General features: G+C 61.5%; 19 protein-coding genes and 1 tRNA gene. 5 read left to right on the top strand and 15 right to left on the bottom strand.

Features of this window, described 5'->3' with window-relative positions; genetic code table 11:
* Positions 1-32 precede the first annotated feature (32 nt).
* Positions 33-695 (top strand): response regulator transcription factor, encoded by a 663-nt coding sequence (locus ACKUTP_RS08145; protein WP_409064033.1) that lies wholly within the window; start codon positions 33-35, stop codon positions 693-695.
* A gap of 26 nt (positions 696-721) precedes the next feature.
* Positions 722-2119 (top strand): sensor histidine kinase, encoded by a 1398-nt coding sequence (locus ACKUTP_RS08140; protein ID WP_409064032.1) that lies wholly within the window; start codon positions 722-724, stop codon positions 2117-2119.
* Positions 2120-2131: 12 nt separating this feature from the next.
* Here ACKUTP_RS08140 and ACKUTP_RS08135 read toward each other — a convergent pair whose 3' ends face one another.
* Positions 2132-2326 (bottom strand): ribbon-helix-helix domain-containing protein, encoded by a 195-nt coding sequence (locus tag ACKUTP_RS08135; protein ID WP_138341788.1) that lies wholly within the window; start codon positions 2324-2326, stop codon positions 2132-2134.
* Between the two features lie 550 nt (positions 2327-2876).
* Positions 2877-3503 (bottom strand): DUF1648 domain-containing protein, encoded by a 627-nt coding sequence (locus ACKUTP_RS08130; protein WP_055287380.1) that lies wholly within the window; start codon positions 3501-3503, stop codon positions 2877-2879.
* Between the two features lie 599 nt (positions 3504-4102).
* Here ACKUTP_RS08130 and ACKUTP_RS08125 point away from each other — a divergent pair.
* Both ACKUTP_RS08125 and ACKUTP_RS08120 read left to right on the top strand, forming a co-directional pair.
* Entirely contained in the window at positions 4103-5791 is a 1689-nt protein-coding gene (locus ACKUTP_RS08125; protein ID WP_409064031.1) for an ATP-binding cassette domain-containing protein, read from the top strand.
* 1 nt (position 5792) lies between these two features.
* Positions 5793-6221, top strand: a complete 429-nt coding sequence (locus ACKUTP_RS08120; RefSeq protein WP_409064030.1) for a hypothetical protein — start codon at positions 5793-5795, stop codon at positions 6219-6221.
* Between the two features lie 450 nt (positions 6222-6671).
* Here the strand turns inward: ACKUTP_RS08120 and ACKUTP_RS08115 are convergent, their stop codons facing one another.
* Together ACKUTP_RS08115 and ACKUTP_RS08110 are read right to left on the bottom strand one after the other, a co-directional pair.
* Positions 6672-6911 carry a hypothetical protein gene (locus ACKUTP_RS08115; RefSeq protein ID WP_390398053.1) on the bottom strand — a complete coding sequence of 80 codons (240 nt, stop codon included), beginning with the start codon at positions 6909-6911 and terminating at the stop codon, positions 6672-6674.
* A gap of 12 nt (positions 6912-6923) precedes the next feature.
* Positions 6924-7328: a hypothetical protein gene (locus ACKUTP_RS08110; protein WP_409064029.1), complete on the bottom strand. Its 405-nt coding sequence runs from the start codon at positions 7326-7328 to the stop codon at positions 6924-6926.
* Between the two features lie 113 nt (positions 7329-7441).
* Between ACKUTP_RS08110 and ACKUTP_RS08105 the strand changes: the two genes are divergently transcribed.
* Entirely contained in the window at positions 7442-7759 is a 318-nt protein-coding gene (locus ACKUTP_RS08105) for a DUF6273 domain-containing protein (protein ID WP_368143250.1), read from the top strand.
* A 509-nt stretch (positions 7760-8268) separates the two neighbouring features.
* Here ACKUTP_RS08105 and ACKUTP_RS08100 read toward each other — a convergent pair.
* The 11 genes from ACKUTP_RS08100 to ispH form a co-directional block, all read right to left on the bottom strand.
* A tRNA-Pro gene (locus tag ACKUTP_RS08100) sits at positions 8269-8345 on the bottom strand.
* Between the two features lie 80 nt (positions 8346-8425).
* Positions 8426-9640, bottom strand: a complete 1215-nt coding sequence (coaBC, locus tag ACKUTP_RS08095) for a bifunctional phosphopantothenoylcysteine decarboxylase/phosphopantothenate--cysteine ligase CoaBC (protein WP_409064028.1) — start codon at positions 9638-9640, stop codon at positions 8426-8428.
* Between the two features lie 2 nt (positions 9641-9642).
* On the bottom strand, positions 9643-10362 hold the full coding sequence (locus tag ACKUTP_RS08090; protein ID WP_035138469.1) for a zinc ribbon domain-containing protein: 720 nt from the start codon (positions 10360-10362) through the stop codon (positions 9643-9645).
* Positions 10359-11168, bottom strand: coding sequence for a Nif3-like dinuclear metal center hexameric protein (locus tag ACKUTP_RS08085; RefSeq protein WP_409064027.1), 810 nt, complete (start codon positions 11166-11168; stop codon positions 10359-10361). Before ACKUTP_RS08085 ends, ACKUTP_RS08090 begins: the two co-directional genes overlap by 4 nt.
* Positions 11165-12343: a cysteine desulfurase family protein gene (locus ACKUTP_RS08080; protein ID WP_409064026.1), complete on the bottom strand. Its 1179-nt coding sequence runs from the start codon at positions 12341-12343 to the stop codon at positions 11165-11167. The genes ACKUTP_RS08085 and ACKUTP_RS08080 overlap by 4 nt, the downstream gene beginning before the upstream one ends.
* Before the next feature lie 6 nt (positions 12344-12349).
* Complete coding sequence (gene rpe / locus ACKUTP_RS08075) at positions 12350-13021, bottom strand: ribulose-phosphate 3-epimerase (protein ID WP_409064025.1); 672 nt, start codon at positions 13019-13021, stop codon at positions 12350-12352.
* An 18-nt stretch (positions 13022-13039) separates the two neighbouring features.
* Positions 13040-14047, bottom strand: a complete 1008-nt coding sequence (locus tag ACKUTP_RS08070) for an NAD(P)H-dependent glycerol-3-phosphate dehydrogenase (protein WP_409064024.1) — start codon at positions 14045-14047, stop codon at positions 13040-13042.
* 9 nt (positions 14048-14056) lie between these two features.
* Positions 14057-14740 carry a glycerol-3-phosphate 1-O-acyltransferase PlsY gene (gene plsY, locus ACKUTP_RS08065; RefSeq protein WP_349114115.1) on the bottom strand — a complete coding sequence of 228 codons (684 nt, stop codon included), beginning with the start codon at positions 14738-14740 and terminating at the stop codon, positions 14057-14059.
* Complete coding sequence (gene der, locus ACKUTP_RS08060; protein ID WP_006236029.1) at positions 14733-16067, bottom strand: ribosome biogenesis GTPase Der; 1335 nt, start codon at positions 16065-16067, stop codon at positions 14733-14735. Before der ends, plsY begins: the two co-directional genes overlap by 8 nt.
* Before the next feature lie 10 nt (positions 16068-16077).
* Positions 16078-17520 (bottom strand): DUF512 domain-containing protein, encoded by a 1443-nt coding sequence (locus ACKUTP_RS08055; RefSeq protein ID WP_409064023.1) that lies wholly within the window; start codon positions 17518-17520, stop codon positions 16078-16080.
* A 2-nt stretch (positions 17521-17522) separates the two neighbouring features.
* Entirely contained in the window at positions 17523-18422 is a 900-nt protein-coding gene (ispH, locus tag ACKUTP_RS08050) for a 4-hydroxy-3-methylbut-2-enyl diphosphate reductase (RefSeq protein WP_409064022.1), read from the bottom strand.
* Position 18423 lies beyond the last annotated feature (1 nt).

Below are 18423 nucleotides of genomic sequence, written 5' to 3'. Positions count from 1 at the left end.
ACAATTCCGACGGGAGTTTCAGGAGGTCGAACATGGCGAGGATACTGGCAGTGGATGATGAACGGGCGATCCTCGACGCGCTCGCGCGCGTCCTCGGCCGCGACGGCCACGAGGTCGTCAAGGCAGCGGACCCGACGGCGGTCCCGGGGACGGACCTCTCGCGCTTCGACCTCGTGCTCTGCGACGTCATGATGCCGGGGCTCGACGGCTTCGAGCTCGTGCGGCAGATCCGCCCGGACTTCGACGGGCCCATCATCTTCCTGACCGCGCGCGTGGCCGAGGAGGACGCCGTGGCCGGCTACGGCCTGGGCGCCGATGACTACGTCCGCAAGCCCTTCGGGGCCGCGGAGCTGCGCGCCAAGGTCGCGGCCCATCTACGCCGTGAGCGCCGGCCGCGCTCGCACGCCCTCTCCTTCGGGGAGGTGCGGATCGACCTCGGGGCGCGCGGCCTCGCCGTGGGTGGCGAGGCCGTGCCGCTCACGCCCACCGGGTACGCCATCTGCGAGTACCTCGCCCGCCACCCCGGGCAGGTCATGAGCCGCGCGCAGATCCGCGAGGCGGTGCTCGGCTGGGAGAGCGACGCCGACGACGCGGCCATATCCATGCAGGTCAGCCGCGCCCGGAGGAAACTCTCCGAGGCCGGCGCCGATCCGATCGCGACCGTCTGGGGGATGGGGTACAAGTGGCAGCTCTGAGGACCGGGGCGCGAGGTCGCGGGGGCATGCCGCTCTCCTTCGTCATCGCGCGCTACTTCGCCTACGCGTTCGCGGCGGTCGCCACGGCGTGGCTCGCCTCGTTCATGGCGCTCTCCGCGGCGATCGACGCGGGCTTCGTCTACGAGGCAAGCTGGGGGCCGGCCAATGCGCGCGAGGTCGCGGAGGGCCTGGCACGCGACGGCGTCTGCGGGCAGCAGGACGTGCCGACGGCGTACCGCTACCTCATCCTGAACAAGGACGGATACGCGCTGATGACAGACCTCGAGGGCACGCGGCTCGAGGACGCGACGGAAATGGCCCGTGCGGCACTCGCCGCGGATCCGGGCACAGTGGAGATCGAGGGCGGGGGCTCGGGCCTCACCTACGCCGCGTTCCCGCTCAAGGGCGGCGGGGCCTGCGCACTCGTCAGCGAGTACCTGCCGCAGTGGGTCTCGCGCGACCTCGCCGGCCTGCTTCCCAACCCGCAGAATCTCATGCTCGTCGGCGCCGCTGCGGGAAGCGCGCTCGCGCTCGCGCTCGTGGCGCGCCGCGCGAGCCGCGTGATCTCGCGCAAGATGGCGCCGCTCGCGGAGGCGGCGGGGCGCGTCGGCGCGGGGGAGCTCGACTTCGCGGTCGGCAGCACCAACGTGCGCGAGGTGAACGACGTCCTCGCCGCGATGGACGCCATGCGGACCTCCCTCGCCGAGTCGCTCGAGGCCCGCTGGGCCGCGGAGCGGGGGCAGCGCGAGCAGGTGGCGTCGCTCGCCCACGACCTCAAGACGCCGCTCACCGTGCTGCGCGCCAACGCCGACTTCGTGGCGGAGGAGCTGGAAGACGAGAAAGACGCAGACCTCGCGGCCGCCGCGCGCGACATAGCCGGCAGTGTCGAAAGGCTCGACGGCTACGTGCGCCTGCTCATCGAGGCCTCGCGCGGGTCCGGCGGGGCGGAGAGGGCCCCCATGCGGCCGGCCGAGCTCTGCGAACAGGTCCTCGCCGAGGCCGCCCAGATCGCCCGGGCGCGAGGCGTGACGCTCGACGCGACCACGGGCCCCGCTGTCGCGGGCGCGCCCGAGGCCCCGCTCGACCGAACCGCCCTGGCGCGAGCCGCCGCGAACCTCGTGGCCAACGCCGCCGAGCACGCGCGCTCGCGCGTGGCGGTCTCCTGCGACGTCGAGGGCGGCCACCTCGTCATCGAGGTGGCCGACGACGGACCGGGCTTCTCTCCCGCCGCCCTCGAACGCGGCTGCGAGCGCCTCTTCACAGACGACTCCTCCCGCTCCTCGCGCGACGGAGGCCGCCACTACGGGCTCGGCCTCCACGCCGCCGCCGAGGCCGCGAGCGCCCACGGGGGCTCCGTCTCGCTCGCCAACAGCCCCTCGGGCGGCGCGGTGGCCACCATCGCGGTCCCCCTGTGCGGGGCCTGACGAATCAGGCCCTCACACTGGCATACCTCGCAACCAAACGCTTCCCGGATAATTCATGAGGCCGTACTCGTATTCGAGCCTGCCTATCTCTGCGGCAAGCGCCTCCGTCATGTAGAAGTTTTTCGTGCGGCCCGTCGACTTCGCCAGGCGGTCGTACCTGTTCGCAAGGTCCTCGGGGATTCTCAGGGCTGCGGTGGCGGTTGCCATGACGCACCTCTTGGTTAGATGTAATACGTATATTTCTTTCTATCACATCACCCGAACCCCGCACCGGCGTACGGCCGCATCTGCTTTTTACCTTACATTGTGTCAACCGGTCCATGCCCGGCATATTCTGCCGGATTGAATCAACCGTTAAATCAATCCGAGCCTTTAAGGGGCGGTTGAAATCCTTCGAGGACTGAGGGCACCGTCCCTAGGTCGGCTCCTCGATGGCCTCGGCTGAATTCCCCTGCAATCGACCGCATGGGTTCCGGCACGGGGTTCTGGCGCTGCCCGAACGGGGCGCAAGACTCGGCCGTCGGTCGTGCCGGACGGCATACGTTTTGAGACCGGCAAGCTGTTGCCGGCTCGAGGACAGCGGCCCGGTGCACCGGGCCGATCGATAGCGGTCTCAGGTTCACAGCGCAGCTTCTCAGGGCTCGCATATATAGGAAGACTTGATTGGCAATCGATTTTAATGAAGTCGGCAGCGCATGTCAGAGTTTTCAACAAATTTAACATGCCACCCTTTATATCCGCACGCGCGTAATTCAACTCATAAGGACCGGCTATCCCTTACCTGTGACACAATCTCAAACGCACAGAACAGAATCATCAGTCCAATCATCGCATAAGAGGCAGCCGAACCTTCAAGCACTATTCCACAAAGAACAATCTCCGCGCCGCCAATAAGAACTGTTATCAGGCGCTCTGCCTTTTTGCTCTCGCCGCTCGCATAAAAAGGCGGCAAAGCGCACAAGATCACATATAGCCCGGGAAGGGAATACAGGATCGATAGTCCAAGCCCCCCATCAACCGCAGTGTTTTGCGTAAGAATCAACTGAACCCAAACGGCAATTATCACTGAGCAGGTTGTCGATAAAAGAAGACTAGAAATATAGCACGCAACAAAGTCCCGTCGCATTCGAACAGAGAAATCCGCGAACTCTCTTCGCCGCGTGGAAACAATAAGGTACACAGAAATTGCAATAGAACCAATCAGAGAAAACAGCGGAACAACCAGCAATTCAAGCTTATTACCCCATCGATCAACCACACCCCCACTCCAATGAGCGGGAATTGTATCAGGGAGGACTGACCAAGCCGCCCATAGAATCAGAAATGGAAGAATAGAGAGGATGAAAGATGATAACACTGCAGTAATTTTTTTTGAGGCTCTCATCGATTCCGCATCTCCTTGCGCGCCCACATTCCACTCCGCCTTAAATCAAGTATAAATAGATGGCGCTCGGTATTATTGGCGCAATCGCGATAGCGATTACCGCCGTTGTTTCTTTAAAAATGGTAGGAATACATGTCTCCAAGAATTGATATATCGATTGACGAGCTGCCCGAAGCGTCGAGCCTTCTTGATGGACATGACTATTCGTCACAAATCATTCAGCGTATCGCCAGGGTTCCAGTAATACTCGATGCATCGGGATGCCCTCATTCCCCTTTTTTCGAAGTTGAATATGATGACAGGACGATTAGGCTTACAAGTCAAGCAAGTTAATAATCTATGTGGTCAATATAATACCGTTGAACCCGCGTATCGATACCGCTCAGCCATTCGCCTCGCCCCCATCTTACGCATCTTCATCCGGTCTGTTACTTTTAATCTAACAATTCTTTGAGGAACGTAGGTGCTTCTAAATGTACTGTCGACTTCTTCTCAAACTAATCCTAAGAGACAAGGCCGTATGGATTTGTACGCTCGTTCTCGCTGTAGCCTTTTCCGTCCCCATTGCGTTCAATTCACCCATCTACGGGCCCTTCTTTATGAAGCAGGGCATGCAGGGCTTTGTCGACGCATTCAATACGCGCGCGCCCCAGGCCAGCGGCACAGACCTATCTCCAGAGCAGCAAGTCGACGCGGAGCTTGCAAGATACGCGAACGCCGCCCTTGCCGCCCAAACCGACGCCGCCTTTCTCGATTCTGCCGAGAGCTACTACGCGCTCATGGACGAGGGCTTCCAATCCGGGTCCATCGTGGGAGACCGAGAGACCAATGACGCGGAGCTCGCGTATTGCCGTGCCCTGAGCAGCTCCGGCATCACGGATATCCCGGCCTCCGCAAGCGACCTGCCATTCCTTTCCTTCCTGCCTTACGCCATTGCCGCGGCGCCGTCTTTCCTTCCCTTCATCCCCTTCCTTCTCTCGTCGATACTCCTGCTCGGCGCCACAAGGCCTGCGACCCTGGCGGCGAAGGCGCCCGTGCCCAAATTCCGGCGCCTTATTCAGATCGTGTTTTCGATAATCGCCGCGGGGACCGCGATGCTCCTCGCCGGCCTCGCACCCGGGGGCATTTACGCCTTGGCCCTAAACGGCTTCGGGCAAATTGGGTACCCGATCGCCTTCTTCCATGACGGCGCGCTTACCACCACGACCGCGGGAGACGTCTTCACGGCCCTGCTTCTCGCGCTGCTTGCGGGCGGAACCTTGATATCCGTTTGCTCCGCCGTCCTATCGACCGCAACGAGGCGCGTCCTCGCGGGCCCCCTTACCTCCGCGCTGCTTGTCGCGGCCCCGGCATTCCCGTTACTGTCCGATTCGGCACTGGAGCATAACGCCGCGCTCAATCTCCTGCCGCTGGCCGTATTCTCGCCTATCGAGGCAACGGGTTACGTGGGATGCTTCCCGACAGAATTCATTGGCTCCGGTTCAGGCAGTGCATCGATGCTTGCCGTGGCCCTGGCATACGTCGCGGTCCTTTTTGCGGTCGGCGCCGTTGCGGCACGTTCGCCCAAACAGGCTGGACCCGCGAAAAAGCACCATGGGCTCGAGCTTCTGGACGCGAGCGTGGGATACGGGAGCGCGACGGTACTTTCAATCGGGTCGCTTTTCCTGAGCCCGGGAACGGCGGCGGGCCTCATTGCCCCCAACGGCTCGGGGAAAACCACCCTTCTTGAAGCGCTGTCGGGCCAATTTCCCACCCGCATCCGCTCGGGAAGCCTGGCGGCAGACGGAATCTGCCAACGTCGATCAGCCGAATTTGCAGAACTCGTCTACCTGAGCTCTTCGGGCAGCGCGGATCTCTACCCCACGCTATCGGCCATCGAGCACCTTGCTTTCGTTAGGGAGGCGTGGAAATCGGCCACCGACATCGACTCGCTCTGCGACTCCCTCGGAATCTCCCCATATCTCGACAAGCCGACCCGTAAACTCTCGACAGGAATGAAGCAGCAGGTAAAGCTTGCCATGGCGATATCGACCGATTGCCCGTACCTCATCCTCGATGAACCGCTGAACGGCCTCGATCCGGGAAAGCGGAAAACCTCCTGCGACGCGATGCGCAGCGAGGTGGCGCGGGGACGAAGCGTGCTCATTTCAAGCCATCTGCTCGACGACCTGGCAGACCTCACCGACTCGTTCTACTTCATCGAGGCCGGCACGCTCGTGGAAAAGATCAAGTCGTCCTCGCAGACGCTCAAGCAGGAATACCTCGATACATACGAGGGAGGTGAATGACATGATAGGCAAGAGCTATGCAAAGATAGCGATTGTTGGCTTTGTACTTTGTCTTGCAATGGTGCTATGTGCATCATTTGCGAGGTATAGGTCCGAGCAGTCGTTCATCGATGGCGCTGAAAATGGGTTTGGCATAGACGGGATGTATGTCAACGATGGCGCGACCAGGCCGTCTATGGCGATTCTTGCAGGCGAAGACATGGAATGGCAAATCTGTTATGACGATGGCTCTTGTCTGAGTGGTCGTTTGGCCGCAACGAGCGACCCGAATTCGTTCGATCTTCTCGACAATGATGGATCGGATTGCGGTTCAGTTCACCTGTCGTATGCATCACGAGATGGGATGGACGGCATTCTCTACGTCTCCCACGAGACTGGCGATTTCAAGATGCGCAGGACTAACCGAGTGCCGGCTTTTTTCGAGGAGTGAGAATTCCCGGCGGTCTGCCGATCAGGCCGCCAGGGTATCGAACCCCGCATTCATCCGTACACACACGGATGAATGCGGGAAGTGTCCGGATGAAGTTGATAATCAAGGAAACAATGCCGTTCTGCCTGGGACGGCTTTGGTCTGGACTTTAACTACAACATCGCAATCGACACTTATCAGCTCGCGCGACGCGCATGGCCAAATCTCGGACGCTGGTGCATGGAGGACCTTCGAGATTTACTGTACATCCAAAACGACGACGCACACCGCGTGCTCGCCGACTGCGAAGACGAGATGGCTGTCTACAATGCGATCAGAAACGGCGTGAAGTCCGGAGAGCTTTCTGTCGAACCGCCGCGCCGTCGCGCGAGCCGACCGGGTAACCCGGGCAATCTGGTCCCGGCTCTCCCGGTCGTATTCCTACGATATCGCCCCTAGATCACCAATGTGTCAGATAAAGAATGAGGCAATGGCTGTGATCACGCCTACGGCGGACGCAACGACTGCGCCTTTTTTCCTCTCCTTTAGTCCGACGATTAGGGTTGCCGTAAAGTAAAGGGCGGAAATGCAGTCTATGGCAAGCAAAACGAGTTCCTTGGGCGGTTTCAGCAAAAGGTCGCTAGCAAAGAGTAATGCAAGCAGGGCAAAGCCGATTGTGTTCAAGTATCTCGATTGATTTTGCGACAACATGGCAACTTCCTTTCAGAACATGCAAATGAAAAGTCGGTACGATGTCATTGCGGTTGCAAAAAAGCCGCCGCTAGGACCGGTTGTCACGAGACCGGCGATAACTTCAGCGGTGCCAGCAAGCTGGAGATCGCGCAGGCAAGCCTCCACCTTCGCGTTCAGCTTGACCTTGTGAGGGACGGGGCGGTTATTTGCAAATCCGTGAGAATCGCACCACGCCTTGGAATATGAATCCGTGCAGCGTCCGCGCTCAAAAAGGGATATATCGTAATTTTCGTCGTAGTTGTCTCCGACGTAGATTTCGCTGCTCTCGGCGGGAGATCCATCGTCGGCATAGGCTGCCGCAACGGGCACAAATGGTGTCATGACAAGGGAGAGGCAAAGAGCTGCTGAGACGATGGAGGGCAGGCAGTTCTTCATGGCTGGCTCCTTAATCTGGCCTTTGATAGTTACTTGATGTCGCCTCCTTCCGCTTTATATCCGTTGTATTTGGCGTATTTCTTTAATAAGGCAAGAGGTTCTTCCAGTCAAAGGTGAAACCCGTCACAAAGACAACCGATAACGTTGGCGGTAACTGGGGCGGTGCCCCCTCAGCGACGACCGACAAGGTTTTTCTGCTCTCGGCAACCGAAGTATACGGGGATATGCAATCCGACGGCATCCAGTACGAGTGCTACAAATCCAAGGGCGTGACGGGGTCGAACTATTCCGGTGCATCAGGCTATAGCCACTGGACTCGCTCCGTGAGACCGCGCAGCTCCACGTCCTTTCGCTATGTTCAAAGCGGCGGTATTTGCTACAGCTACAGCGCGACGGACTCGTTTTATGTTCTCCCCGCTTTCTGCTTCTGATCTCTTTTAGCGCAAAGCCCTCGCAATCCTGCGAGGGCTTTTCTTTTGGCGATTACTCGAACAATTCGAGGTTCATAGCACAGGTAATCGGGTTGAGGAGAAATGGGGTCATACAGCGGCTCTCAGAGCGCCTGCCGCACTCCCCCGCCATTGCCTCTGCGGCGTCCTCGTATAGAGCCCATCCTGCTTGGCGTTTCGTCGCAACAGCCCACTTGTCCACCGATCAAGTGAACTACCGGAATAAATACAGCGACACGTTTGTTCGTTACAGTCGCTATATCTGTGTAAATTGCCGCGATAAATACAGCCCGTACTCAGCTGTATACCAGCTACGCGTATGTAGATTCATATCGCGTTAATAAATCGGCTCAAGCGCGTGCAAAACGCGCAAGTAGCCGCAAAAGGCGATTACCGCGTAGGTAGATTTTTGGCACCCTGTTGCTTAACAAAATTAAGCAATTGCTTAAAACAAAAAAGGTCAGGCACTAGGTGCCTGACCTGCAAACTTCTGGTCGGGACGACTGGATTCGAACCAGCGACCCCTTGACCCCCAGTCAAGTGCGCTACCAAGCTGCGCCACGTCCCGAAGCTTTTGTTTGTTGCTCTGCTCTCGCTCGCAACAGGGAGTATATTAACCCGAAACTTTGTCCTTGTGCAAGAACTTTTTTACAAATTTTGAATCAAGTCCAAAATTGTATCTGCGAGCTGGGGTTTTGTTAGTACGGGAAGTTCTTGCGTACCCGCTGTGCTCACGATCCAGGCCTTGTTGGTATCGGTTCCAAAACCCGAATCGGCACGCGAGACATCGTTGGCGATAATCGCATCGCAACCCTTGCGGACCAATTTGTGCTCGGCGTACTCGACAACGTTATCGGTCTCGGCCGCAAATCCGATCACGCATCGCTCGCCCTTCTGGCGCGAGAGCTCGGCTAAAATATCGACCGTTTCGACCAGCTTGATGCGATCCAAGCGTTCGTTGGACTTTTTGAGCTTATGGTCGGCAGGAGCGGCGGGTGTGTAGTCGGCGACGGCGGCCGCACAAATTGCCGCTTCGGCCGTCTGGAAGGCGCTCAGGGCCGCCTGGAGCATCTCTGCGGCGGTCTGCACGCGCACGCACTCCACGCCGCGGGGAACATCGAGCGATGTCGGTCCCAACACGAGCGTGACCGCAGCGCCGCGGCGAGCGGCCTCCCCTGCCAGGGCGATGCCCATCTTGCCCGACGAACGGTTACCGATAAAGCGCACAGGATCGATCGGTTCGTGCGTGGGTCCGGCGGTGATGACGATGCGCTTACCTGCCAGGTCCTGAGGCGCGGGGTTGAGCACATCGCAGACAGCCTCGATGATGTCCTCGGGCTCACTCATGCGGCCCGTGTCCACGTCGCCGCAGGCAAGGTAGCCGCTGCCGGGACCCACCACATGGACACCGCGCTCGCGCAGCGTGGCCATGTTGGCCTGCGTCGCCGGCGCCTTCCACATGCCATTGTTCATGGCGGGGGCGATCACGATGGGTCGCGGCGTGGCAAGCAGCGTGGTGGAGATGAGGTCATCGGCGATTCCGTTGGCCATCTTAGCGATGATATTTGCCGTGGCAGGCGCCACGACCACCAGGTCGGGCTCCTGCGCGAGCGAAATGTGGTGGATGGGGTCGGAGGGGTCGTCGAACAGACCCACTGCGACCGGCTCATTGGTGAGCGCGCGGAAGGTGAGCGGGCCCACAAACTCGGTGGCATGCTCGCTCATAACGACCTTAACGCGTGCGCCGCGCTTTTGCAGCAGACGCACGATATTGCACGACTTATAGGCGGCGATCCCGCCGGTAATGCCCAGCAGGATCGTTTTTCCCTCAAGTAGCATTGAATTGTTGGGTGCCGCCGTCATCGTTAGGCTTCCTTGCTAGGGAGCACGAGCAGGCGGTGGCAGTACGGGCAGTGCGTAATCTCACTGCCGTCATGGTTGAGGTCGCTCATGGACGACGCCTGCAGCGCGGTGTGGCAGACCGTGGGGATGTTGCCCTGAATGGTTTCGACGGCCAGGCCACGGAACTGCTTGAGCAGACGTTCGTAGTCGGTGAGCACGTCGGCGGGCAGCGTGGCAGCAAGCGCGGTACGCTCCTTGGTGGCGGCGTCAATTTGAGCCTGCAGGTCGGCGGCCTTGGCACGAGCGGCCTTGGTATCGGCCTTCACGCCCTCCTCGAACTTGGCGATGATGGCCTGCGCACGGGCCTCGCGGTCGAGCGCCTCCTTGTGGGCGACTACGACGTCCTTGCGGGTGTGCTCGATCTTGTCCAGACGCTTGGCCAGGGTGGCGAGCTCGTTCTCCAGGTCCTGAACCTCGCGGTAGTCAGAGCCGTCAACGTGGCGCTTCTTGGCGGCCTCGATGGCGTTATTGGTCTGAATCTCGGTGGTGTTGAGGTCGTCGAGCTCAATGTCCAGATCCTTGCGCTGGGCGTAGAGCTTGGTCATCTCGGCCTTGAGCTTCACATAGGTCTTGCGCTTGGAAGCGAGCTCCTTGAGCTCCGGCATATTGGCAAGTTCGCTCTTGTTGCGGGCGAGCTCCAAATCGATCTGTTGCAGCTTGAGTAGCGTAGCGCCGGCGCTCATAAGTTCTCTCCTTTTGTCACAGTCCACCATTGGCAAGGGTTCAGTATTTTAATCGTATGACGGGGGTCGACCCCGGCGTCAACCGCAGAGTTCATCAAGATATCCACGAACGGCTCCTCGGAGCGGTCATGGCCGAGCAAGATCACCGGCAGTCCGCGCAACGCAAGGTCTTGCGCTACGTGGTAGCCCGCCTCGCCCGACACGACAACGTCCGCGCCCGCGGCGATGGCAAGCTCTCCAAAGTCACCCAGGGAGCCGCCCAGAATGGCGACGGTCCGGCACGGGTAATCGGCCTCGCCCCATACGCGGGGGTCGCTGCCAAACGCCGCTGCGGCGCGCGCGGCAAGGTTACGCAGGCTGCAGGGGTCGTTCAGCGTTGCAAGCGCGCCCAGGCCGGTCGCTTCGGGGTCGTCCACGTGCTCCAACGAGCTCATGGGCTCAGCGCCCAGCAGCTCACTCAGGCGAACGCGCGCTTCGTGCGAGCGGTCCAGGTTGGTGTGAAGCGAGATGATGCTCACGCCGCAACGAGCTGCCTCGTACAGCGCCGCGCTGCATTGGGGACGTGTGGCATCCGCCGGACAAAAGGCCTCAGGCGCCTTGATATAGATGGGATGATGCGTTAGCAGCACATTGGCGCCGGCCTCCTGGGCGCGGTGCACATTGGCTTCGGTCGCATCGAGTGCGCAGGCAACACCGGTAATCTCAGCGGCAGGGTCGCCAACGGAGAGTCCTACATGGTCCCAACTCTCGGCATCGGTCTTGGGATAGCGTGCCAGCAGGGCACGCTCGAGCTCGGCGACGATCATGCGGCACCCACGATCGAGAGCAGCGTCTGGGCAAACTCGTCCAGATCGTCCGGATTCACGCGGTCATCAAAGGAAATGCGCAGTGCGCCCAATGCCTGCTCGCGACCGATGCCCATCGCGCTCAAAACGTGACTGGGGTCCATATTGCCGCTCGAGCATGCCGAGCCTGCCGATACCTCAAAGCCGGCGGCGTCGAGCTTGATGATGAGCTCCTCGGAGTCCATGCCATCAATGTAGATCGATACCATACCCGGCAGGCGATCGGCCTGCGCGTAGTCGCCCATCGTGGCGTGAATGCGAGGATGGGCCGTAAGCGTGGCATAGAGCTTATCGGATAAGGCCTGCAGCGTTGTGCGCTCCTGGGCTACATGGGGCGCTAGCGTGCGGGCGGCAGCGGCAAAAGCCAGCTGGGTACGCAGGTCCTGCGTACCCGCGCGACGTCCGGCTTCCTGTCCGCCGCCAAAAATGCGGGGGCGCAGCGGCGTGCGGCTCTTAAGGTAGAGCGCGCCGGACGCCACAGGGCCGCCGATCTTGTGCGCGGCAACGGTCATAGCATCGACGTCCAGCTCGGTGACATTGAGCGGAATATGCAAGTAGCCTTGGATGGCATCGGTATGAAACAAGGCGCCGGCAGCATGTGCGGCGGCGGCCAGCTCGCGGATGGGCTGCACCACGCCGGTCTCGTTGTTGGCGACCATAATGCTCACGAGCGCCACGTCGTCGCCGAGCAGCTCGACAAGCGTGGCAGGCTCAATGTAGCCCGCGCGGCAGGGCTGCGCCAGGTCGACGGTAAAGCCGGCGGCACGCAGCAGCGGTAGGTTGTCCAGAATCGAATCGTGCTCGATGGCCGAAACGATTACACGATCGCGCTTTCGATCGCGCTGACGAGCGCCCTCGGCAAGTCCGAGCAGCGCCAGCTGGTTGGCCTCGGTGCCGCCGTTGGTAAGGATGATCTCGGACGGGCGGACGCGTTCGCCAAAGCTACGGGCGATCTCGAGACGGGCAACTTCCAGGCGTGCGGCGGCCTTGCGTCCAAGCGAGTGCAGCGAGTTGGGGTTGACGCCGGCAAGCTCGCTGTCGTCATATTCGCGCTGCGCAAGGAGCGCCTCGGCGCGCATGGGCGTCGAGGCGGCATAGTCAAGATTCACGGGTATGCGGTTTTGACCTGCGGTCATAAGGATTTATGCCTCCTGTGCGGCCTCATTGCCCAGCTTCTGCAGCAGCGCAACCTCGGCAGCGGGATCTTCGGACTTAAATACGGCGGAGCCTGCTACGAGCACGTTGGCGCCAGCCTTAACGACCTCGGCGATGTTCTTGGAAGAGATACCGCCATCGACCTCGATGAGGGGCGAAACGCCGTGGCGCTCACACATGGCCTTGAGCTCGTGGAGCTTTGCGATGATGCCCGGGATAAAGCTCTGGCCGCCAAAGCCAGGGTTCACGCTCATCAGCAGCACCATATCGACAACGTCGATGATGCTCTCGAGTACGCACACGGGCGTGGCGGGATTGAGCACCACACCGGCCTTGACGCCGCGCTGCTGCAGATGGGTGAGCGTACGGTGCAGGTGCGTGGAAGCCTCGTAATGCACGGTGATCATATCGGCGCCGGCGTCGGCGTACCAATCGACCGTCTCGTCGGGGTTCGACACCATCAGGTGCGCGTCGACCGGCACGTCGGTGGAACGCTTGACGGCCTTAAGGATGTCAACGCCAAAGGTCAGGTTGCCGGTAAAGTGACCGTCCATGACGTCGAAGTGCACGTAGTCGGCACCGGCGATCTTGTCGAGCTCGCCCTTGAGGTTGGCCATGTCGGCCGAAAGGATGGACGGAGCGATTTTGATGGAACCCATGGTAGTAGCCTTTCTGCGCTAGTCGGCGAGTCCGTAGAACTCTTGAGAGGGGACGCGGTCGGTAAGGATCTCGAGCGCCCTATCCAAAGTAACACCGTTGTAGAGCGTTTGCTCCACGGCAAAGGTGAGCGGAATGTCTACGCCCAGTGAACGGGCGAGCTCGCTGACGCTGCGGGCCGCGACGGCACCCTCGACCACCATATGCGTGCGTGCCTGATACTCGTCGAGCGACACGCCGTGGGCGAACTCGTAGCCAAAGGTCCGGTTGCGCGAATGCTCCGAAGTGCAGGTGGCGATAAGGTCGCCCATACCGGCAAGTCCCATGCAAGTCATGGCCTGGCCGCCGCGGGCGTGAACCAGGCGGCTGATTTCGGCCAGACCGCGCGTCATGATGAGGGCAAGCGTGTTGTCGCCCGCGCCCGAGCCGGCGGAGATGCCGCACACGATGGCGATGACGTTTTTCATGGCGCCGCAGACCTCGACGCCAGTCATGTCCTGCGACAGGTAGATGCGGAAGGCCGTGGAAAGCAGCAGCTCCTTAAAGGCCTCCCCTATCTGCGGATCTTCGCTGGCGATGACGGCGGCAGAAAGTCCGCCGCGGCAAATCTCCTCGGCATGGTTGGGGCCCGAGAGGGCCGCCACGCGCGCCTCGTTGCCGATCTCGCTGGCGATGACCTCGCTCATGAGCAGGCCGGACTCGGGCTCAATGCCCTTGGTGAGGCAGAGCACCGGGGTATCGGCGGCGATAAAGGGCGCGGCCTGGTGGCACACGCTGCGAAGGTGCGTCGAAGGAACGGCAAAGATGATGGCCTCGGCGCCGTCGAGCGCCTGCACGAGCTCGGTCGTGGCGACGACGTTGCCGGGCAGCTCGTAGCCCACAAGGTAGCGTGGGTTGCGGTGCTCGCCATTGATGCCGGCGGCCGTCTGCTCGCTATGGGCCCACATGGTCACGCGCTCGGCTCGCGCGGCGGCAAGGCCGGCGACGGCGGTTCCCCAGGAGCCAGAGCCAATCAGCGCAACATTCATGACTCTCTCCTACTTATCGTCGGGCTCGGTGACGCGCTTGGTAAACGAGAGCTTGGACTCCTTACCGGTCATGAGCTTTTTGATGTTCGCACGATGGGCCCACACCACGGTGATGCCGATCATCGCCATGCAAAACTTAAGTCCTAGGCTGCTGTACGGAAAGACCGCACAAGCGGCAATGGGAAGACCGATGGCCGCGGCAAGCGAGCCCACCGACACGAACTTGGTGATGGCGACGGCCACGATAAACATGCCCAGCAGCGACAGACCAATGGGCCAGTACCAGGCGAGGATAACGCCCAGACCCACGGCGATACCCTTGCCTCCATGGAAGTTGAGGTAGGGCGAGAAGATATGGCCCCACACCGCTGCCAGGCAAATGACGCCGAGCATCCAGTCGCCGGCGGCGCCGGGGGCCATAATACTCGGCGGAAAACCATAGCCCAAGTCGGCAATGAGTGGACGGGCGATAAGGACGCAGATGGCGCCCTTAAGGCAGTCGAGCAGCAGCGTGAGCGCGGCCACCTTGGGGCCGGCTACGCGCAGTGCGTTGGTGGTGCCGATGTTGCCGGAGCCCGCCTTGCGAATGTCGGTGTGGTTGAACACGCGGCCCAAGATCAGGCCAAACGGAATCGCCCCGATAAAGAACGAGACCACGGCGCAGATGGCGGTCAGCAGAATCGGATTATGCATCCTTTTGCTCCTTCTTCCTAAAGAAGAGTCGAATGGGCGTGCCGGCGAAGTCGAAGGTCGAACGCATGCGGTTCTCTACGTAGCGCTGGTAGGTGTCGTTGACCAGGTCGCTGTGGTTGACGAAGAACGTGAACGTCGGCGGGTTGACGCCCGTCTGGGTCACGTAGTGCATGCGCAGGCGGCGCTTGCCGTCCACCACGGTATGACCGAACTCGCGCAGGTCGGTGAGGAACGTGTTGAGGCGCGAGGTGCTGATCTTCTGCGAGCGCGTCTTTTCGGCGGCGTCGACCATCGCCCAGATCTTCTCGACGCTGCGGCCGGTCAGGGCAGAGATGCGCAGGTACTGGGCCCAGGGAGCCATAACGCCCAGACGGCGGTCGATGGTCTCCATGCAGGCCTCGCGCTTACGGTCGTCGTCGAGCAGATCCCACTTGTTGAGCAGCACCACGATGGCGCAGCCGCGCTCGATGGCCAAGCCCATGACCTTCTGGTCCTGCTCGGTGACGCCTACGGAGGCGTCGACGACGAGCAGCGCCACGTCGGCGCGGTCGATGGCGCGCAGGCCGCGAACCATGGAGTAGTACTCGATATTCTCGTACACGGTGCTCTTCTTGCGAATGCCCGCGGTGTCGACCATGCGGTAGTGCTTGCCGTTGCGCTCGACGACCGTGTCGATGGCGTCGCGCGTCGTGCCGGCAATGTTGGACACGATGGAGCGGTCGGCGCCCAGGATGCGGTTGAACAGCGAGGACTTACCGGCGTTGGGGCGACCGATGATGGCCACGTTCAGCGCATCGGGGAACTCGTCGGCGACTTCGTCCTCTTCCTCGGGAAGCAGGGCCACGATGTCGTCGAGCAGGTCGCCCGTGCCATGGCCATGCAGGGCCGAGAGCGGCGTGGGCTCACCGATGCCGAGCGAATAGAACTCCCAGATGCTGTCGTTCTCGCGATCGGGGTTGTCGAGCTTGTTCACCAGTAGAAAGACCGGCTTGTCGCAGCGCTTGAGCATGCGAGCGACCGACTCGTCCTCCTCGGTGACGCCGGTGCGGCCGTCGACCACAAACAGGATGACGGCGGCTTCCTCGGCGGCGGCGAGGGCCTGGTCGCGAATGGACGTGGCGAAGACGTCATCGCTCTTGAGCGGTTCGATGCCGCCCGTGTCGACGATGGTGAACTCGCGGCCGTTCCAATCGGCCGTGTGGTACGAGCGGTCGCGCGTGACGCCGCGAGACTCATGGACGATAGCGTCCGAGGTCTGGGCCAGGCGGTTAACGAGCGTGGACTTGCCCACGTTGGGGCGTCCGACGACGGCGACGATAGGTTTCATCTGCACTCCTTTAATGGGTAGGGTCAGTGGAAGTGTTAGAGTCGGCAGGCACAATGCCAAGGATGTGCTCCAGGGTATCGAGCAGCTCATGCGGCATGGTCGACACCACATGAACCTCGGCGCCGCGACTGGTAAGGCTTGCGAGTAAATCGTCACGATGATACTCGTCAAGCGTCATGCCGTCAGCGTTGAACATGAGCTTAGGCACAAAGAGCATAACCCCCGACAGGTCTTGGGGTAGCTGCTCAAGAATGTCACACGCGACGATGAGGCCGGTTACGTCCACGTTGCCGCCAAAGTAGCGGTTCTTGATGGCCGTGACAGTGCCGGCGAGTCCCTGGGGCGACTCCACAAAGCGGGCCACCGTGTCGCGTGCGCTGGCGCCCGAGAGGCACAGGAGGCGCTGACTACGGGCGGCGATGGCCTCGCGGACGCGGGCTAGGCGCTCGGCGTCGGCGGTAAGCACGTCGTCGGTTTCGTCCAGGTACGAGCGGATCATGCCGATGCCGTCGTAGTACTGCGGGTAACCGTCGTAAAAGTCCGCCTCGGGCGGCTCGATGCCGGCGTCCAGGTAGAACTCGTCGCTCATCTGGAAGGTATGGCGGCCAAAGCGCTCGTAGGCACGGTCCTGGTAGGGACGGATCATGGCAATGGTCTCGCGCGCCAGTTCGGGCTTGTCGCTGTATGACCAGCTAAAGCGGTTCTGATGCTTGGTAAAACCGAGCGGCACAATGCCCAGGCTTGTGATTTGCTCGTGCTCCTCGCAAAAGCGCAGGGTCTTTTCCAGCTCCTCGCCGTCGTTCATGCCGGGGCACAACACGATCTGCGCGTGAATCTCGATGCCGGCGGCCATGATGGCTTCGAGTACGTCCATGCCGCGCTGGGCGTTGCGGCCCATCATACGACGGCGGACGTCGGGGCTCACGGCATGGACCGACACGTTCATAGGGCTCATGTTGCGTTGGATGACGTTTTGCACGTCCTCGTCGGTGAGGTTCGTGAGCGTGACGAAGTTGCCCTGCAAAAAGCTCAGGCGATAGTCATCGTCGCGGATATAGAGCGTGGAGCGGCCACCCTTGGGCAGCATGGTCATAAAGCAGAACACGCAGGCGTTCACACAGGTACGCATGCCGTCAAAGATGGGGCCGTCGAACTCCAGGCCCCAGTCCTCGCCCGGGAAGCGGTCGAGCTCGACGGAGGTGACGGTGTTGTCGCGTGGGTCGAAAACCTCGAGGTCGACGGTATCATCGTCGGCCTCCCAAAGCCATACGATCATGTCGGTGAGCTGCTCGCCGTTGACCGTAAGCACGCGCATGCCCGGCTCGATACCCACATCCCATGCGGGCGACTCGGGACGCACGTTCTTAACGAGCGCGCCCTCACCCGGCTCGGGGTCGCGGCTGCGCCCGTAATCGGCCACCTCGGCGGCGTATGCGGGTACGGTCTGGTCCATGGTTAGCGGCAAAGCTCCTTGATGCGCGCAACGGCGCGCTCGATGTGTTCTTGCGGGGTGGAGGCTCCGGCAGTGATGCCGATGTGGCGCGCGTTGGCAAACCACGCGGCCTGGAGCTCGGAAGCTTCCTCGATGTGATACGTGCGCTCGCAGGCGTCTGCGCAAATCTGCGCCAGGCGGCGGGTGTTGCCCGAGTTCTTGCCGCCCACCACGACCATGCAGTCGCAGCGGTTGGCAAGTGCGGCGGCTGCCTGCTGGCGCTCACTCGTGGCGGCGCAGATGGTGTTGATCACACGCAGCTCCTGCACGTGCGGGGTGATAGCTGCCACGACCTCGGCGAGGTTCTGCGCGGTCTGGGTGGTCTGCACAACCAGGCCTACCTTGCCCTTGAGCGACAAGGCGTTGGCGTCGGCGGCACAGCTCACGACCTGCGCATCATCGCCGGCGTGACCCAGAATGCCCTCGACCTCGGGATGGCCCGGCTCACCCACGACGAGTACGCGATCGCCCTCGCGCACCAGGCGCTCGGCGGCCACGTGGACCTTCTTGACGTAAGGGCAGGTGGCGTCGACCACGTTGAGGCCGCGCGTGCGGGCAGCATCGATCACCTGCGGCACCACGCCGTGGGCGCGGATGATCACGGTACCCGATGATGCGTCGTCCAGGTTCTCGGCCAAGCCAACGCCTGCCTCAGCGAGCTCGCGTACCACGATGGGGTTATGGATGAGCGGGCCCAGGGTGTGGACCTGAGCGCTCTCCCCTGCCTGCGGCGCGGCGGCCAGCGCCATGTCGAGCGCGCGCTGCACGCCGTAGCAGGTGCCGGCATGGGCTGCGATCTCGATGGTGGGCGCGCCGCCCTGGTCGGACGCGGTCGCGGTGGTGCCCATAACGTTCTCGTCCATG

The sequence above is a fragment of the Collinsella sp. wc0529 genome (assembly GCF_046116875.1).
Taxonomy (GTDB): Bacteria; Actinomycetota; Coriobacteriia; order Coriobacteriales; family Coriobacteriaceae; genus Collinsella.
Note: the sequence above shows the minus strand (reverse complement) of the source record. Positions and strands in the feature narration are given on the sequence as shown.

Bases quoted from the DNA above. Each gene is read 5' to 3' on its own strand.
- ACKUTP_RS08145 (WP_409064033.1), top strand. From the start codon at position 33: ATGGCGAGGATACTGGCAGTGGATGATGAACGGGCGATCCTCGACGCG.
- ACKUTP_RS08140 (WP_409064032.1), top strand. From the start codon at position 722: ATGCCGCTCTCCTTCGTCATCGCGCGCTACTTCGCCTACGCGTTCGCG.
- ACKUTP_RS08135 (WP_138341788.1), bottom strand. From the start codon at position 2,326: ATGGCAACCGCCACCGCAGCCCTGAGAATCCCCGAGGACCTTGCGAAC.
- ACKUTP_RS08130 (WP_055287380.1), bottom strand. From the start codon at position 3,503: ATGAGAGCCTCAAAAAAAATTACTGCAGTGTTATCATCTTTCATCCTC.
- ACKUTP_RS08125 (WP_409064031.1), top strand. From the start codon at position 4,103: ATGAAGCAGGGCATGCAGGGCTTTGTCGACGCATTCAATACGCGCGCG.
- ACKUTP_RS08120 (WP_409064030.1), top strand. From the start codon at position 5,793: ATGATAGGCAAGAGCTATGCAAAGATAGCGATTGTTGGCTTTGTACTT.
- ACKUTP_RS08115 (WP_390398053.1), bottom strand. From the start codon at position 6,911: ATGTTGTCGCAAAATCAATCGAGATACTTGAACACAATCGGCTTTGCC.
- ACKUTP_RS08110 (WP_409064029.1), bottom strand. From the start codon at position 7,328: ATGAAGAACTGCCTGCCCTCCATCGTCTCAGCAGCTCTTTGCCTCTCC.
- coaBC (WP_409064028.1), bottom strand. From the start codon at position 9,640: ATGACGGCGGCACCCAACAATTCAATGCTACTTGAGGGAAAAACGATC.
- ACKUTP_RS08090 (WP_035138469.1), bottom strand. From the start codon at position 10,362: ATGAGCGCCGGCGCTACGCTACTCAAGCTGCAACAGATCGATTTGGAG.
- ACKUTP_RS08085 (WP_409064027.1), bottom strand. From the start codon at position 11,168: ATGATCGTCGCCGAGCTCGAGCGTGCCCTGCTGGCACGCTATCCCAAG.
- ACKUTP_RS08080 (WP_409064026.1), bottom strand. From the start codon at position 12,343: ATGACCGCAGGTCAAAACCGCATACCCGTGAATCTTGACTATGCCGCC.
- rpe (WP_409064025.1), bottom strand. From the start codon at position 13,021: ATGGGTTCCATCAAAATCGCTCCGTCCATCCTTTCGGCCGACATGGCC.
- ACKUTP_RS08070 (WP_409064024.1), bottom strand. From the start codon at position 14,047: ATGAATGTTGCGCTGATTGGCTCTGGCTCCTGGGGAACCGCCGTCGCC.
- plsY (WP_349114115.1), bottom strand. From the start codon at position 14,740: ATGCATAATCCGATTCTGCTGACCGCCATCTGCGCCGTGGTCTCGTTC.
- der (WP_006236029.1), bottom strand. From the start codon at position 16,067: ATGAAACCTATCGTCGCCGTCGTCGGACGCCCCAACGTGGGCAAGTCC.
- ACKUTP_RS08055 (WP_409064023.1), bottom strand. From the start codon at position 17,520: ATGGACCAGACCGTACCCGCATACGCCGCCGAGGTGGCCGATTACGGG.
- ispH (WP_409064022.1), bottom strand. From the start codon at position 18,422: ATGGACGAGAACGTTATGGGCACCACCGCGACCGCGTCCGACCAGGGC.